Below are 13206 nucleotides of genomic sequence, written 5' to 3' on the forward strand. Positions count from 1 at the left end.
TGGCCAGTTTCAGCCCTCTCCCTCTGTGACGCAAGGCACGGTGAAACCAATCCGCCCGTGGCACGAAACCATTTCCGGGAACTCACGAAACGATCCGGAAACAGATGGCGCTTACCAGTAGCTGCCATAGACGGCGCAGAGACGCCCGGAGGCGACCATGAACCACTCGATCCATTCAGCCGATCGCGCGACCCACCTCAAGATTGTGGTGGTTGCCCTCGTTGCGGCCATCGGGATTGCGGCTTTCGGCATTTCGGCCCGGAATAACGCAGAGTTCACCCAGACCGCCCAGACCAACCAGGTCATCAAGGCCGGCAAGCCTGTCGCGATCACCTCCTCGGGCACCTCGACGGTCCGCTAAGACGTATTCAGGCTACGGCAGACCAAGCGGCCGCCTTCGGGCGGCTTTTCTGTTGGGCCTGATGGTCTCACGCTCCGATCAGGGCGGTGTGGGCGTTCGTCAGGTTGGGCTACGGCGATTGCACGATCACCGAGATCGGGGCGCGCGAGATCGCTGCCGCTGGTGCTCGACCTCGACGACACCCTGATCAAGGACAACCTCCTCTATCTGAGTCTGCTCTCGATCCTGCGTCGCAATTCGCTGCTTGTTGTTGCATGTGGGATCTGGCTGACGCGCGATCGCGCAGCCGCGGCGAAATCTTAACCGCCTCCTAACGCGGTTGTTCGATTGCAATCCGCTCCGCGACCCCAGTTTTAAAAATCGTTCGGTTAAGGTCGGCGTCAACGGAGGCGCAGGCCCACAATGAATTTGCAGCAGCAAGTAATTTCGACCGGCTTCAAGATCATCTGCACGGATTGCGGCAGCCTGGCGATCAAGGTCGCCGATCCCGCGCATGCGTCCGGCGACACCATCATCGAATGCCGACGCTGCAACGCCGTGCGCGGCACGGTGGCGGATCTGCACACGCTGGCGCGGCGCGGCCGCGACCTGTTCGAATTCTAGCCCCGGCGCCGCCGATGCTGTCAGATCCGAACGCGACCATGCAGAGCGACATTCCCCTGGATACGGTCTGGTCGATCCTCGAGGCCGCCAACGAACTCGGCGATACCCACACGGTCGACGCCTGCCGCCGCATCATCGACGCGAATTTGCGTGGCGATGCCCCGGGACAATCCGACCTGAACGCGGTCGCCGCATTCTTCGCCTGATCAAGGCAACGCGTTCCGCGTTTGTGAATTCAATGCGACGCCGCGATGACAAATCGCCCGGCAGAAACAGAACAACACAGACCGAGACATCGCCTAACCTTGCTTGACTTGATTAGCCCGAGGTCGATCGGCTAGCTGTCGCACAGCTTTCGATTCGGACGGGCCGATGCAATTGACGCGCGAAGACCTGGTTGTCGGGGTCACAATCCCTGGGTTCTTCGTCCTCAGCACCGCCTCGATGATCGCCTGCGGGCACGCGTTCCCGGCGATGCATGTCTGGCGCTCCGGCGCCACTGCCGAGGCCATCCTCGGCACCGCCATCATGGCCGTCTTCATCCCGGCGTTCGTCGCGGGCCGGTTCAGCTTCGGTTATCTGGTGAGCTTCGCGCTGCTCTCAGCGGTGTTCGGCTTCGTCTGGCTCAGCTTCTTCAGCGCGTTCGATTATCCGCATGCCATCGCCCGCTGGGCCATGATCGCCGCGCTGGCCGCCGCGATGATCCCCCTGATGTTCCAGAATATGCCGGTTTGGCGGCCCGGCCTCTCCGAAACGGCGATCAAACGCATTGCGCTGCTGCTGCTGGCGTCGTCCCTGGCCGTGCTGATCGCCGACATCTCGTACGGCGCCAATCTCGGCAATCCCTATGGCGAAGCCCGCAACGCCGTCACGCGGCCGGCGCTGTTGAATTATCTCACCGGGATCATGGTCGGCGCGGTCCTGCCTTATCTGTTCGCGCATTTCGCGTCGCGCAGGCAATGGGTGCAGGCCGTTTGCGTGTTGCTGTTTGCGCTTTGCTTCTATCCGGTCGTCAACAACAAGACCGTGCTGCTATTGCCGATCTGGCTGCCGTTTCTGTTCTGGCTGTTCGGCCGGTTCACGCCGCGGCTGGCCACGGTGCTCGCATTCCTCATTCCCATGATCATCGGGCTGACGGCGTTCGCCGTGCTCGGCGCCGACAGGGACTACATCGTGTTCAGCGCCATCAATCTGCGCTTCCTCGCAATCCCGTCGCTCGCCCTTGATCAATATGCGGACTTCTTCGCGCACCGCGACCTGACCCGCTTCTGCCAGATATCGATCGTGCGACAGGTGACCACCTGCCCGTATGGCGAACTCGGCCCCGCGCTCGGAACGATCTATCGGGACGGCAATTTCAACGCCTCCTTCCTCGCCACCGAGGGCATCGCGTCGGTCGGTCTCGCGCTCACGCCGGTTTCGGCACTCGTGTGCGGCCTGATCCTGTCGGTAGGGTCGATGGTCTCGCGGCACCTGTCGCCGCGCTTCATCGCGGTGTCGTCGGGCATCGCGGTTCAGGCCATCATGAACGTGCCGCTCACGACAAGCCTGATGTCGAACGGGATCGCGCTGCTGTTCCTGCTGTGGTGGCTGACGCCCGAATGGCGAGCGGAAGCTTCGCGGCATCAGCAACAGTCACCGCGACCCATCGATGTCGTCGGTGTCGCGGCCTGATTTCTCTACGCCCTGCCCGCGGCACGACGCGCCGGCCCGAGCGATCGGGGCCGCGACCAAGCAACGCCGATACGCCCCTGTGGCCTCACTTCTTTCGGAGAACGATAATGCTCTGATACGGTGAGATCCCGTTCATGCCGACGTCAACGAGATCAAACCGGTCGGTCCAGTGCGTCTCGATGTACCGCTTGCTGATGATCGTCTCGCCGTAGGTCATTTCGCCATCGACCGGATAGCTTTGCGGATAGAAATAGAATCCGTCCCGCGCGACAGTCTCGGCAATGTTTTGCTGATCCCAGCCGGGTAATTTGGAAATCGGCTCATAGAATGCGTATGCCGGCGGCCGAACGGTTAGAAGAAAGAGACCATGACTCTCCAGCGAATCGTGAACCGCGGTCAGGCATGTGTCGCTTGCGGCAGGCGAGAGGTGTGTCCAGATCGATAGCGCGTAAGCGACATCGAATTTCTGGTTGAATGGCAGACGTCTCGGCAGGCTGTCCGACAACACGATATCGGCGCGCGGGTTGGAGCGTTGCGCGACCTGGATGATCCCCTTGTGCGGATCGCACCCATGCAAATTGCGCAGCGGCACATCCTTCATGAAGTACCGGAGCACACTGCCCCAGCCGCAGCCATAGTCCAGCACCGCGCATTCATGGAACGGCTTATCCAGATGACGCCTGAGCTTATCGTGCAAAAGGCGATAGGTTTCGATGACGGCGGCGCCGAGCTCCATCCCGGAACGACCGCTCCAGTTTTTCTGGGTCCCGGCATCCGGCGGATCCGGAATGGCGGCCTTGATGGCTTTGAAGCCATCATATTCCTTCCAGAGCAGCACATTCCACAGATACGGATCGTCGATCCATTTGAGTGCGTCGTATACCGACTCTCCCCTTCGGCAGGCGGCGGCCGCTCTTTCCAGCTCGTCGTTGTAGTATTCGTTCAGCCACGAACTCCAATTCATCGGCACGCCTCCGTGTCAGGTTCGCTTCATCAGCCCTCGCCCACGCTCGCGTCGTTTGAATGTCCTGAACTGTCTTCGCTTACTCCGGCAACTTTAAGACCCATCGAAAGCGTGTGAGTTCCGCAAGGTGGTGGAACCGCTGATGTCGTTTCTGCGCCATGGACGAGCGATCGCCGTCACCTGGAGTGACGGCAACAGGCCTCAACCGCAGAACTTGGATCTGTTCCGTCAGCTTCCATCGTGCCGCCAGCGACAAGACGCTGAAGACGAAGCCGACGCATGCCGTCGCAGAACCCGTGTCGGCAACGTCGACCGCAATGTGGTCACATCGGATGACACACGCGCAAGCGCGGGAACCAGTTGATGGCCGCTGTCGAGGGTGACGCCGGCGGCGCGACGGGGAGTATCGACGAGATAGCAAACATGATCAATCACAACGAGAAGGTGCGCGAGACTTGCGGTCCGGCAAACGTCGGGAGCACCCGCCGTTTCGACCACGCCCAGCTCATCAGGACGGACCTGCCCGAGGCTCAAAATGCATTCCGGCGACCTCCCAAGAAATACTCCTGGGAACCGACATTTCTGCTAAGTCATTGAAATAAATGGCGCGAGAGACGGGACTCGAACCCGCGGCCTCCGCCGTGACAGGGCGGCGCTCTAACCAACTGAGCTACTCCCGCGGATGCCGATCATCGGATTGATCCGCGCAGGATCGAGGGCATAAAGGCCCGCATCCCGATAGTCAAGCACGTTGCGGAGCCCTGCACAGCGCGGGCATTTTCGCGCTACGGGCGCGAGTTGTCGCCTGTTTTCAGGGGAAGCGGCGTAGTCAGCAAAGCCCCGAATCAAATAAGGCCTGATACGTCTGGGTTTCCTGTGGCCGGACCCGGCGCTGCCCGTTCCCAGAACCGGCGGTTTCAGGACTTTTCCGGACGCATTTTCCCGACGCGAACGGCGCGCCATTCGCGTGAAAGCAGCAATCCAGCCATTCAGCAACGAGGAAGGCCACACATGGCGAAGAAAGCAGCGACCCCGGCGACGATCACGCTGAAGCACCTGGCGGCGGCCATCGCCGAAGAGCAGGAGCTGTCCAAGAAGCAGGCCGAGGCGATCCTGACCGACATGGTCACCCGGATCACCAAGCACCTCAAGAAGGGTGAGCGGATTCGCATCGTCGGCCTCGGCATCCTCCAGGTTCGCAAGCGCGCCGCCCGCATGGGCCGCAACCCGGCGACCGGCGAGCAGATCCACATCAAGGCGAGCAAGAAGGTCGCCTTCCGCGCCGCCAAGGAACTGAAGGAAGCCGTCTAAGGCTTTCCCGGTTTGATACCAAGGCGCCATTCCGGCTCGTCACGCGGCCCCGGAATGGCGCTTTTCTGTTGTAGAGTTGTCTCTCGATGCGCTTTGCTTGCGCGAACCAACTTCGCCTGAGCGTCTTATTCCCGTTCTCCATCCCTGCGTGGTCTTCATGCTGGCACCGGCTCTCGACTTCAAGCACACCGTCACCGAGCGCTTCCTGCGCTATGTCGTGATCGACACCCAGTCCGACCCGGATTCACCGACCACGCCTTCCACCGAGAAGCAGAAGAATCTCGGCCGCCTGCTGGTCGCCGAGCTGCAGGCGATGGGCATATCGGATGCGCATCTCGATCCACACGGATACGTCTATGCTACGATCCCGGCCAACACCGACAAGACGGTCCCGGTGATCTGCTTCTGCTCGCACATGGACACCTCACCCGACTGCACCGGCAAGAACGTCAAGCCACAGCTCGTGAAGAATTATCGCGGCGGCGACATCGTGCTCCCGGCCGATGCCTCGCAGGTGATCCGCGCCTCCGAGCACGAAGCGCTGGCCGACCAGATCGGCAACGACATCATCACGACCGACGGCACCACCCTGCTCGGCGCCGACAACAAGGCAGGCCTCGCCGAGATCATGGACGCCGCGCATTTCCTGGTCACCAACCCGCAGGTGAAGCACGGCACCATCAAGATCCTGTTCACGCCGGACGAGGAGATCGGCCGCGGCGTCGACAAGGTCGACATCAAGAAGCTCGGGGCCGATTTCGGCTACACCATGGACGGCGAGACCGCAGGCCACATCGAGGACGAGACCTTCTCCGCCGACGGCGCCAGCATCATCATCGAAGGCGTCGCGACCCATCCGGGCTTCGCCAAGGGCAAGATGGAGCACGCAATCAAGATCGCCGCCGCGATCATCGATCGCCTGCCGAAAGACCACTGCTCGCCCGAGACCACCGAAGGCAAGGAAGGCTTTCTGCATCCGGTCGCAATCTCGGGGGCACTGGAGAACGCGCGGATCGACTTCATCGTGCGCGATTTCACCGAGCAAGGCCTGAAGCAGAAGGAAGCGCTGCTCGAGAAGACCGTGCAGGACGTCATGAAGGGATATCCGCGCTCGACCTACCGCATGGAGGTCAAGCAGCAATACCGCAACATGAAAGAGGTGATCGATCGCCACCCCCAGATCGTCGCCTATGCGATCGAGGCGATCGAGCGCGCCGGGCTATCGCCGGTGAAGACCTCGATTCGTGGCGGCACGGATGGCTCGCGGCTTTCGTTCATGGGACTGCCCTGCCCCAACATCTTCGCCGGCGAGCACGCATTTCATTCGCGGCTCGAATGGGTCAGCCGCCAGGATATGGAAAAGGCCGTGCAGACCATCGTCCACCTGGCGGTGATCTGGGAAGAAAAGGCGTAAAGCCTCGCACAGTCCGCTCGCGTCATTGCGAGCGAAGCGAAGCAATCCATGGCTGCGCGCGCGGCAAAAATGGATTGCTTCGTCGCCATGTTCCTCGCAATGACGGCACCGCCAACGCGCTCTGCCTTCGGCTACGCCCGCGCCGTCACGATCCAGATCGCGCCCGGCAGCGGCACGGAATCGCCCTTGACGAAGGGCGCCAGCGCCTCGCGCATCGACGCGATCGCGGCGGAGCGAACCTCATCCGGATGCCCTTCCAGCGCGCGGCTGGCCGGCCCGATCTCGAGCGCGCCCTGGATCGCCGCATCGATGCCGCGCCCGGTCGCGACATCGAGTTCGACCCGGCACGGCTCCATGGCAATGCCGGAGAAGCCGGCTTCGCCCAGGATCCGCTTCACCCGGGCTTCGGACGCGAATGAGAACGGACCGGGGTCTTCGGGACCAAGCTGCGGCAGCTTCGGCACGTGCTTGTAGACGGCCTGCAACGGCGCCATGAAGAACGGATTTTCGCGCGGCTCCTGCCAGCACGCGAAAGCGAGCCGACCGCTATTCCGCATCGCCTTGTGCAAATTGGTGAACGACGCCACCGGATCGGCAAAGAACATCACGCCGAAGCGCGACGCCAGCAGATCGAAGCTTTCGCCGGCGAACGGATAGACGGTGGCATCGGCAAGCGTGAATTCGACCGGCAATCCCTGCGGCGCGCTCTGCCGCGCCCGCGTCAGCATCGGCTCCGAGACGTCGACGCCGAGCACATGGCCATCGGGCGCAACCTTTGCCGCCAGCCCGAAGCTCGAGGCGCCGCTGCCACAGCCGACATCGACGATGCATTCGCCGGCCTTCGGCGCGGCGCGATCGATCAGCAGGTCGAGCACCGGCTGCAGCACGATATCCTGCGCGGCCTGCCTTGAGGCCCAGCGCTGACCGCCCGGCCCGTTCCAATATGCAATCTGATCGGCGTTTTGAGGATGGCCTGCGTTCATGCGATCCAAACCTTGTTGAGAACTTCGGGCGATCCTAGCAGTTCTCGCGCGTCGCCGCGCGCAGCATCGGCATCACCTGATAGGTGAATCCGGCATTGGCCCTGGTGACGGGATCGTTGGCGACGATCTCCTGCGGATCGGCCTCATCGGATAGCTGCAGCACGCCCAGTCCCCAGACGCCGGCGGGATCGGCCACTGGCCCGAAGATCAGCGCCTTGCCGGCTTGCAGCAATTCGCCGCAATAGGCGACGTGCGCCTGCATGATGGCGGCTTCCTGCAGCGTCATGTCCTGCGGGAAGGTCGGGCGCGGTCCGGTCAATTTGCAGACGTAGTATTTCATCGACCTGGTCCGCTCTCTCGGATTACTTGGCGGCAGCGCTGGTGGGCTTGGCCGGCTTCGGCGCAGGCGTCTTCGCGGCATTGCCCTTCGGGGCGGCCTGCCCGTCATTGCTGCGCGCAATGCCCCACGGGTCGGTCGGCTTCTGGTCCGGCACGCCGCTGAGCGCGCGCTGGTAGGCGCGCTGCTGCCGCGCCTCGTTGGCCACATCCGCCGGCGACTTCTCGATCTCTTCGCGATAGCGCTGAACATGGTCCTGCTGCGCCAATGCCGGTCCGGCAATCATGGTGAGAAGAAAAATCGCGGCGAGTTTGCGCATGCATCAAGTTCCCGGTTAGGCGCAGAGAATAGCATTGCAGCAGCGTCGGCATCAAACCTGAGCGGCAAGAATGATGATGACGGCAGTCATACTTTTGTCCGCCTCGGCTCTTTTTGGTGATGAACCAGTCCGCCTACGCGCTTCGAGCTTCGGCGTGACAGCCTTCGCCCTGCGACACCGAACAAGTGGATGAATTCATCCACAAAGGCTGGCTTGCCCAGCCGTAGCCCGCAGGGCGAAGGCTGGTAGGCGGCGAGAGATTCGAACTCCCGACCCTCTCGGTGTAAACGAGCAAACAAGCCCCGATAACGTTGAAAAATCGAATGTTTTGCGTCTGCGGAGGTCAGAACGATGACCGAACGCAGGGCGAACGAACGGCGTTTCACTATTGAACCGCTATTGACGGCAGGTTCCCGCGGCCGCGTCGCCGACGTCGTCAGAACCCTACCACGAATCGTGGTGTGTGGCCATGAATAGGCGGGCACTTCTCAAGCCGCGCGAGGCCGCAGTCCTTGCCCGCCTCGCCGCCGACGGCGCCATGACGGCGCTGGAGATCGGCCAGGCCTCCGGCCTCTACCCGAATGGCAGGCCGGCCACCTGGGCCGAGTTCGGCCGCCTCCTCGTGCAGCCCCTGCTCCGCGCCGGCGCCGTCACCAAGGCCGGCCGCAAGCCTCTCCTCGACATCACGGAACGCGGCCGCATCGCGATCGCGCTGTTCCGCGCCATTGCCAACAGAAAGGGATCAACATGACGGGATTGACGCTCGAGGAGAAACTTGCCGGCGCCGAAACCCGCGCGCGGCAACACACGGCGGAGAAGCATTTCTTCGAAGCGGCACAACCGTTCTTCCCGCTCGGGTTCTCGATCGGCCGCCGCAATCCTGGACACTGGGACGTCTACGCGAACCGGTGCCCAGGTTATGCGTCGGCGTGGCAAGCCGCCCATCCCGAAGGGTCCACCAGCGCCACTGACAACGATCGAGAGCGCGCATTCCGGATCCGCGGCGGCCCGGGCGACGTGCAGGTGATCGACGAGCGCTGGAATCCGACCAATCCGCACCCGCGCGAGTGGATGAAATTCCGCAGCATCACCGCGGCGATGGTCTGGATCTGCGAAGAGCTCATGCAGGAGCCGAGCGCATGAACGACCCGCTCTTCTGGGCAGTCATCGTCCTGCTCGTCGTCCCAGCCTATTTCCTCGCCAAAACGTGGTTTCAGCCGGCCGGCGTCTCCGCGACCATCGGGGCGACCCTCCTAGTTGTCCTGATCCTGCGATTTGGCATCCCGACGGCGCTCGCCGCCGGCGGATACGTCATCACCACGATTGCGGAAATGACGGGAGGCTAACGTGGCGAACTCGACCATTCTGGCCGCGGCGATCTTCGTCGCACACGCTTGGTACCCGCCCCAATGCTGCAACGGTGACGAGCACGGCGGAGATTGCCGGCCTGTGCCGTGCGAGCAACTGACCGTCGACCCGCGCAATCCCGACCAGGTCGTCTACGGCGACCACGCTGCGGCCAAGGCCGAGATCCGCCAAAGTCCGGATGGCCAGTGCCACGTCTGCGCGCGGCCGTCGTCGTGGAAAATGTTCTGTGTCTGGATGCCGAAAGAGGTGACGTCATGACTCATGTACCAACCGTTACCCATCGGCCCGTGTCCGATGAACGCGCGTTCGAGCTCGCTCGCTGCCTCAAGGATCATCTGACGGCCGAAGAGGCCGCCATTGCGATCATGGAATACGCGACCGATGCCATCGAGCAGGAGCGCGCTGATCGCACCTGGATCTCACCGATAAAAACCGTAGCCGATCTGGTGAACAATCTGCTGACGCTTGACCAGGCGCTGGCGGTCTATGGCGCTCACTTCATCGATAAGACCGAGGACCGCTGCCGCGCCCGTGGGCTGTCCCTCTCGCTCGAGCACGTTGCCAACGGTCGGATCAAACGCGACGCCTCCATTCCGCCCAGCCTCGTTATTTGGACGTCGATCGACCAGCGTCTGCAGGCCGGGCTAGCGGCCACGGTAGAGCCTCACGCAGCGCTACGGGACGAGCAAATCGCGATTGCCGGTAAGGCGCGCGAATGGGCCGAGAACTATTCGCAAGGTTCGGACGGCCGCAACACGTTCGTCCTTTTCGCCGAGTGGGTCGAGCGTCGCGCCGCCCTCCAGCCCGAGGCGCCCGCTCGCGGCACGACACACGCTGTCCAGATGCGCCAGGCGCTGATCGAAATGCGCGGTGCTTTCGTGAAAGCCTGGGGCTTCGAACCGGGGCCAGAAAATACCATCTACCGACCGATACTGGACCGCGTCGACGCGGCGCTCGCTGCAGCGCCGCCGCGGACACCAGGCGCCCGGTGGCGCGAAGCTGGAGAACCCGATCCGCACGGGGTCCGGTACGACTGCGATCGCGCGCAGCTGGCCGGCGGCGACCTGACTGACGACGAAGTGGCCAACGCCGTTTTCCTCGATCCCGGCATCAACAACCTAACGATCGCCAAGGACCGCATCCGCTGGCTTTCTCGCCGGCTCGAGTCCGCCGGCGCGGACCTCGCCAGGATCAAGCAGATCATCGAAGACGTCGACAACCGGGCATTGGCGGCCGACGGCCCGGTCACGCCGACGTTCCAGGAGATCACCGACAACGAACTCAGTCGGATCTTTGCCCTTGCCTCTCGGAAGCCGGAGGACTGGCGGCCATGACGACAATGCCTTTCGCGTTGATCAGCGACATTGACCCAACAGCGATCGCCGAGGTGCTGAAATCGCGATCACCGTATCGGACGCTCCTCTTGGAGTTGCCCTCAGAGGAGCGCTGGCCTTGCAAGGTCCAGTACGATCACCACGGAGCGGTCTATGTGCCTCGCGAGGCGTTTCGGTTCGAGCCGGACCGGCTAGGCCCGTCCGACTGCGTCTGGATCGTTCCGGGCACGACGCCGTGAAGTTCGCGCCTGTCAGCACCGTCGCCGACCTCGAGACGCTCGACCAGGGGCAGATCCGCGAGGGCTATATGTCGGCCGAGCGCGGCGATCCGGAGCCTGGCCCGAACCGCGGGCGCTCGTACTGGCACGGCTGGCGGAATGCCATGATGGATATGGGGGAATTAGAGATCGATGAGGCCGCGAGATCTCTGGTTCGCGAATTGGCGCCTAGCGGCGTCATGAAGGAATTGCCTCGGAGGAACAATGACTGACCTAATCGATAGCGCTCGCGAATTCGCGCGGGAGAAACACGCGGAGCAGCTGCGCAATTACACCCGCGAACCGTACTTCGTGCACCTAGAGGAAGTCGCCGGGATCGCGGAGCGCGCGGGCCTGTCCGAAGCGGCGATCGCCGCGGCATGGTTGCACGACGTCATTGAGGACCAGAATGTCTTGGAGAGCGAACTCGTCCTGCTCTTCGGTCAACGGACTGCGGCCATCGTCAGTTCTCTCACCGACATGCCGCCGACGGCTGCCCTCAACCGCGAGATGCGGAAAGAGATCGATCGCCAGCGTCTTGCGGCGGCGTCACCGGAGGCTCAAGGCGTCAAGTGTGCCGACCTTATCAGCAACACCGCGACGATCGTTAAACACAATCCCGGCTTCGCGAAGAAGTACCTGCCGGAAAAGCGCGCCATCCTCGAGGTTTTGACCCGGGCGCCGGCGCCGCTGCTCGAACAGGCATGGGCGTCGCTGATCGAGGCCGAGCGGCAGTTGGAGGCGACCAATGCCGTACGATGAAGATTACGATTACGGCTATGACGACGCCTACGATTCAGAACGCGACTGCGAGCACGAGCATTACGAGATTGACGTCTGTACCGGTCGAGCCCAGTGCGAATATTGCTCGAAATCCTGGCATCTGTCGGCCGAGGAGATTGATGCCGAACTAGATCGCCAGGCCAACTATCAAGAGGAATGCGAACGAGAAGAACGTCGCCGGCGCAGACGAGAGTTCTGGCGCAAGCTGACTCTGCCGGTCCGATGGCCGATCTTCCGGCTACTCGAGCGGGTCTGGCCGCGCAATTCCCTATCCATTTTGACAGACGACGAAATCTCGTTCTGACGCGTGAGGATGCCATGAAAGACCCAGTCGACCACATTCTACGCCCGCGATTACCGTGGCGCGGCGATGAAGGTGCCATCACCGAATGCGGATACGATGCGGCGAAGGTCAGGACGCTGACACGGGACGAATACTTCGCGCGCAGGAAAGAGCTCGGGCAACGCCGCTGCGCGATGGTGACCTGCATGACCTGCGCCGATACCGCGGCTCGATGGGGAGATTGGGGGGATGATCCGAGACGCGCCCTCGAGCGCGAAATAGCCTGGGAATGCGGGCTCGGCTACCGCACCAGGACCGACCACGGTCAGCGACTACGCGACGAACTCGCCGCGATCGCGACGCTGATCTAGAACCACCCCGACGAATTCGCCGCGCTCAAGCGGGAGATCGAGGAGCGGCGGGCATGGCTGGAGAAGAAAGCCGCGCTGAGCCGAAAGGCGCCGGCACCGCGGCCGGGCCCAGGACTATGAGATTGGCAGGAGCGGTAGGAATCGAACCCACGTAACCGGTGTTGGAAGCCGGTGCCTTACCACTAGACGACACTCCCAAAATTGGCACCGCTTGGAGGAATCGAACCTCTCGTTACCGGGTCCACAACCCAGCGTCCTACCATTGAACGAAAGCGGCAAAGGAAGATTGAGATGGCAACACCGGCACAGAAAGCGGCATCGCGGAAGGTGATGGACGCCGTGACGGCGCTCAACAGCGCGCTCGACGACACCGGCGCCGAGGGCCTGCACGTAAGGTTGCAGACCGTCGACACGTTCGGCCGGCGCAACTCGAACTATGTCGTCGCCGAAATTGAGACCAGGGAGACGGTGTTGCCATGAACACGACTTCATTGCGAGTTGATCTGAACAGCGATGGTCTCTACGCCCTCACCCGTTTGACGAGACGCACCCACCCGGACATCCCCAAGCTCATTCTCGCTTCCACCAGCGATATGGCGCGCGTTTTCCGAGACGCTCACATGGTTGGAAGCTCCGTGCCGGCGCCGAACTTTATGGGCATCAGGATTGTCGAGGATCCTGGGCTCGAGCCCGGCGCGGTCGAGTTGGTCATGAGCGAAGAAGCATCGGACAGCCGCCTTCACCTGATTAGGCTCGGCTTGACCGTAACGCCGGACGGGCTCATCAAGCCTGCGGACTGGTGGAGGAAACGGCCACGTTCCGGCGAACCGTCGTCGACTTAAGG

Annotated in this window: 23 protein-coding genes and 3 tRNA genes; 19 read left to right on the top strand and 7 right to left on the bottom strand. The window is 62.6% G+C overall.

Annotated elements, in window-relative coordinates; genetic code table 11:
* Nucleotides 1-157: 157 nt before the first annotated feature.
* The 5 genes from HAP47_RS22135 (at nucleotide 158) to HAP47_RS22155 (ending at nucleotide 2638) form a co-directional block, all read left to right on the top strand.
* Nucleotides 158-361, top strand: coding sequence for a hypothetical protein (locus HAP47_RS22135; protein WP_173642773.1), 204 nt, complete (start codon nucleotides 158-160; stop codon nucleotides 359-361).
* 162 nt (nucleotides 362-523) lie between these two features.
* Nucleotides 524-664, top strand: coding sequence for a hypothetical protein (locus HAP47_RS22140; RefSeq protein ID WP_173642772.1), 141 nt, complete (start codon nucleotides 524-526; stop codon nucleotides 662-664).
* A 99-nt stretch (nucleotides 665-763) separates the two neighbouring features.
* Nucleotides 764-964: a hypothetical protein gene (locus HAP47_RS22145; RefSeq protein ID WP_050405629.1), complete on the top strand. Its 201-nt coding sequence runs from the start codon at nucleotides 764-766 to the stop codon at nucleotides 962-964.
* Nucleotides 965-978: 14 nt separating this feature from the next.
* Complete coding sequence (locus HAP47_RS22150; protein ID WP_173642771.1) at nucleotides 979-1170, top strand: hypothetical protein; 192 nt, start codon at nucleotides 979-981, stop codon at nucleotides 1168-1170.
* A gap of 166 nt (nucleotides 1171-1336) precedes the next feature.
* On the top strand, nucleotides 1337-2638 hold the full coding sequence (locus tag HAP47_RS22155) for a hypothetical protein (RefSeq protein ID WP_173642770.1): 1302 nt from the start codon (nucleotides 1337-1339) through the stop codon (nucleotides 2636-2638).
* 85 nt (nucleotides 2639-2723) lie between these two features.
* Here HAP47_RS22155 and HAP47_RS22160 read toward each other — a convergent pair whose 3' ends face one another.
* The gene (locus tag HAP47_RS22160; protein ID WP_173642769.1) at nucleotides 2724-3602 is read right to left on the bottom strand and encodes a class I SAM-dependent methyltransferase; all 879 of its coding nucleotides are present in this window, start codon (nucleotides 3600-3602) and stop codon (nucleotides 2724-2726) included.
* Between the two features lie 363 nt (nucleotides 3603-3965).
* Between HAP47_RS22160 and HAP47_RS22165 the strand changes: the two genes are divergently transcribed.
* A complete protein-coding gene (locus HAP47_RS22165) occupies nucleotides 3966-4199 on the top strand; it encodes a hypothetical protein (RefSeq protein WP_173642768.1) in 234 nt (77 codons plus the stop codon).
* 6 nt (nucleotides 4200-4205) lie between these two features.
* Here HAP47_RS22165 and HAP47_RS22170 read toward each other — a convergent pair.
* A tRNA-Asp gene (locus tag HAP47_RS22170) sits at nucleotides 4206-4282 on the bottom strand.
* Between the two features lie 331 nt (nucleotides 4283-4613).
* Here HAP47_RS22170 and HAP47_RS22175 point away from each other — a divergent pair.
* Nucleotides 4614-4913 (top strand): HU family DNA-binding protein, encoded by a 300-nt coding sequence (locus HAP47_RS22175; protein WP_016847738.1) that lies wholly within the window; start codon nucleotides 4614-4616, stop codon nucleotides 4911-4913.
* Between the two features lie 157 nt (nucleotides 4914-5070).
* Nucleotides 5071-6327 (top strand): peptidase T, encoded by a 1257-nt coding sequence (pepT, locus tag HAP47_RS22180; protein ID WP_173642767.1) that lies wholly within the window; start codon nucleotides 5071-5073, stop codon nucleotides 6325-6327.
* A gap of 131 nt (nucleotides 6328-6458) precedes the next feature.
* On the opposite strand, the gene HAP47_RS22185 is transcribed toward pepT, so the two are convergent.
* The 3 genes from HAP47_RS22185 to HAP47_RS22195 are packed head-to-tail and all read right to left on the bottom strand — an operon-like array spanning nucleotide 6459 to nucleotide 7966.
* On the bottom strand, nucleotides 6459-7310 hold the full coding sequence (locus HAP47_RS22185; RefSeq protein WP_173642766.1) for a class I SAM-dependent methyltransferase: 852 nt from the start codon (nucleotides 7308-7310) through the stop codon (nucleotides 6459-6461).
* Between the two features lie 34 nt (nucleotides 7311-7344).
* Entirely contained in the window at nucleotides 7345-7650 is a 306-nt protein-coding gene (locus tag HAP47_RS22190; protein WP_173642765.1) for a YciI family protein, read from the bottom strand.
* Nucleotides 7651-7672: 22 nt separating this feature from the next.
* The gene (locus HAP47_RS22195) at nucleotides 7673-7966 is read right to left on the bottom strand and encodes a hypothetical protein (RefSeq protein WP_173642764.1); all 294 of its coding nucleotides are present in this window, start codon (nucleotides 7964-7966) and stop codon (nucleotides 7673-7675) included.
* A 469-nt stretch (nucleotides 7967-8435) separates the two neighbouring features.
* On the opposite strand from HAP47_RS22195, the gene HAP47_RS22200 reads away from it, so the two are divergent.
* The 9 genes from HAP47_RS22200 to HAP47_RS22240 all read left to right on the top strand — a co-directional run bounded on the left by HAP47_RS22200 (nucleotide 8436) and on the right by HAP47_RS22240 (nucleotide 12362).
* Nucleotides 8436-8717 (top strand): hypothetical protein, encoded by a 282-nt coding sequence (locus HAP47_RS22200; RefSeq protein WP_173642763.1) that lies wholly within the window; start codon nucleotides 8436-8438, stop codon nucleotides 8715-8717.
* Nucleotides 8714-9109: a hypothetical protein gene (locus HAP47_RS22205; protein ID WP_173642762.1), complete on the top strand. Its 396-nt coding sequence runs from the start codon at nucleotides 8714-8716 to the stop codon at nucleotides 9107-9109. Before HAP47_RS22200 ends, HAP47_RS22205 begins: the two co-directional genes overlap by 4 nt.
* Nucleotides 9106-9312, top strand: a complete 207-nt coding sequence (locus HAP47_RS22210) for a hypothetical protein (RefSeq protein WP_173642761.1) — start codon at nucleotides 9106-9108, stop codon at nucleotides 9310-9312. The genes HAP47_RS22205 and HAP47_RS22210 overlap by 4 nt, the downstream gene beginning before the upstream one ends.
* 1 nt (nucleotide 9313) lies before the next feature.
* Nucleotides 9314-9592 carry a hypothetical protein gene (locus HAP47_RS22215; protein ID WP_173642760.1) on the top strand — a complete coding sequence of 93 codons (279 nt, stop codon included), beginning with the start codon at nucleotides 9314-9316 and terminating at the stop codon, nucleotides 9590-9592.
* On the top strand, nucleotides 9589-10668 hold the full coding sequence (locus HAP47_RS22220) for a hypothetical protein (RefSeq protein WP_173642759.1): 1080 nt from the start codon (nucleotides 9589-9591) through the stop codon (nucleotides 10666-10668). Before HAP47_RS22215 ends, HAP47_RS22220 begins: the two co-directional genes overlap by 4 nt.
* A gap of 235 nt (nucleotides 10669-10903) precedes the next feature.
* A complete protein-coding gene (locus HAP47_RS22225; protein WP_173642758.1) occupies nucleotides 10904-11158 on the top strand; it encodes a hypothetical protein in 255 nt (84 codons plus the stop codon).
* Nucleotides 11151-11687, top strand: coding sequence for an HD domain-containing protein (locus HAP47_RS22230; RefSeq protein ID WP_173642757.1), 537 nt, complete (start codon nucleotides 11151-11153; stop codon nucleotides 11685-11687). The genes HAP47_RS22225 and HAP47_RS22230 overlap by 8 nt, the downstream gene beginning before the upstream one ends.
* Nucleotides 11674-12012: a hypothetical protein gene (locus HAP47_RS22235; RefSeq protein ID WP_173642756.1), complete on the top strand. Its 339-nt coding sequence runs from the start codon at nucleotides 11674-11676 to the stop codon at nucleotides 12010-12012. The genes HAP47_RS22230 and HAP47_RS22235 overlap by 14 nt, the downstream gene beginning before the upstream one ends.
* Nucleotides 12013-12026: 14 nt before the next feature.
* Complete coding sequence (locus HAP47_RS22240) at nucleotides 12027-12362, top strand: hypothetical protein (RefSeq protein ID WP_173642755.1); 336 nt, start codon at nucleotides 12027-12029, stop codon at nucleotides 12360-12362.
* Between the two features lie 123 nt (nucleotides 12363-12485).
* Here the strand turns inward: HAP47_RS22240 and HAP47_RS22245 are convergent.
* Both HAP47_RS22245 and HAP47_RS22250 read right to left on the bottom strand, forming a co-directional pair.
* A tRNA-Trp gene (locus HAP47_RS22245) sits at nucleotides 12486-12559 on the bottom strand.
* Between the two features lie 5 nt (nucleotides 12560-12564).
* Nucleotides 12565-12639, bottom strand: a tRNA-His gene (locus HAP47_RS22250).
* A 14-nt stretch (nucleotides 12640-12653) separates the two neighbouring features.
* On the opposite strand from HAP47_RS22250, the gene HAP47_RS22255 reads away from it, so the two are divergent.
* The gene (locus tag HAP47_RS22255) at nucleotides 12654-12842 is read left to right on the top strand and encodes a hypothetical protein (protein WP_173642754.1); all 189 of its coding nucleotides are present in this window, start codon (nucleotides 12654-12656) and stop codon (nucleotides 12840-12842) included.
* Nucleotides 12839-13204, top strand: a complete 366-nt coding sequence (locus tag HAP47_RS22260) for a hypothetical protein (protein WP_173642753.1) — start codon at nucleotides 12839-12841, stop codon at nucleotides 13202-13204. Before HAP47_RS22255 ends, HAP47_RS22260 begins: the two co-directional genes overlap by 4 nt.
* Nucleotides 13205-13206: the final 2 nt, after the last annotated feature.

The organism is Bradyrhizobium sp. 41S5 (assembly GCF_011516665.3).
Lineage (GTDB): Bacteria > Pseudomonadota > Alphaproteobacteria > Rhizobiales > Xanthobacteraceae > Bradyrhizobium > Bradyrhizobium quebecense.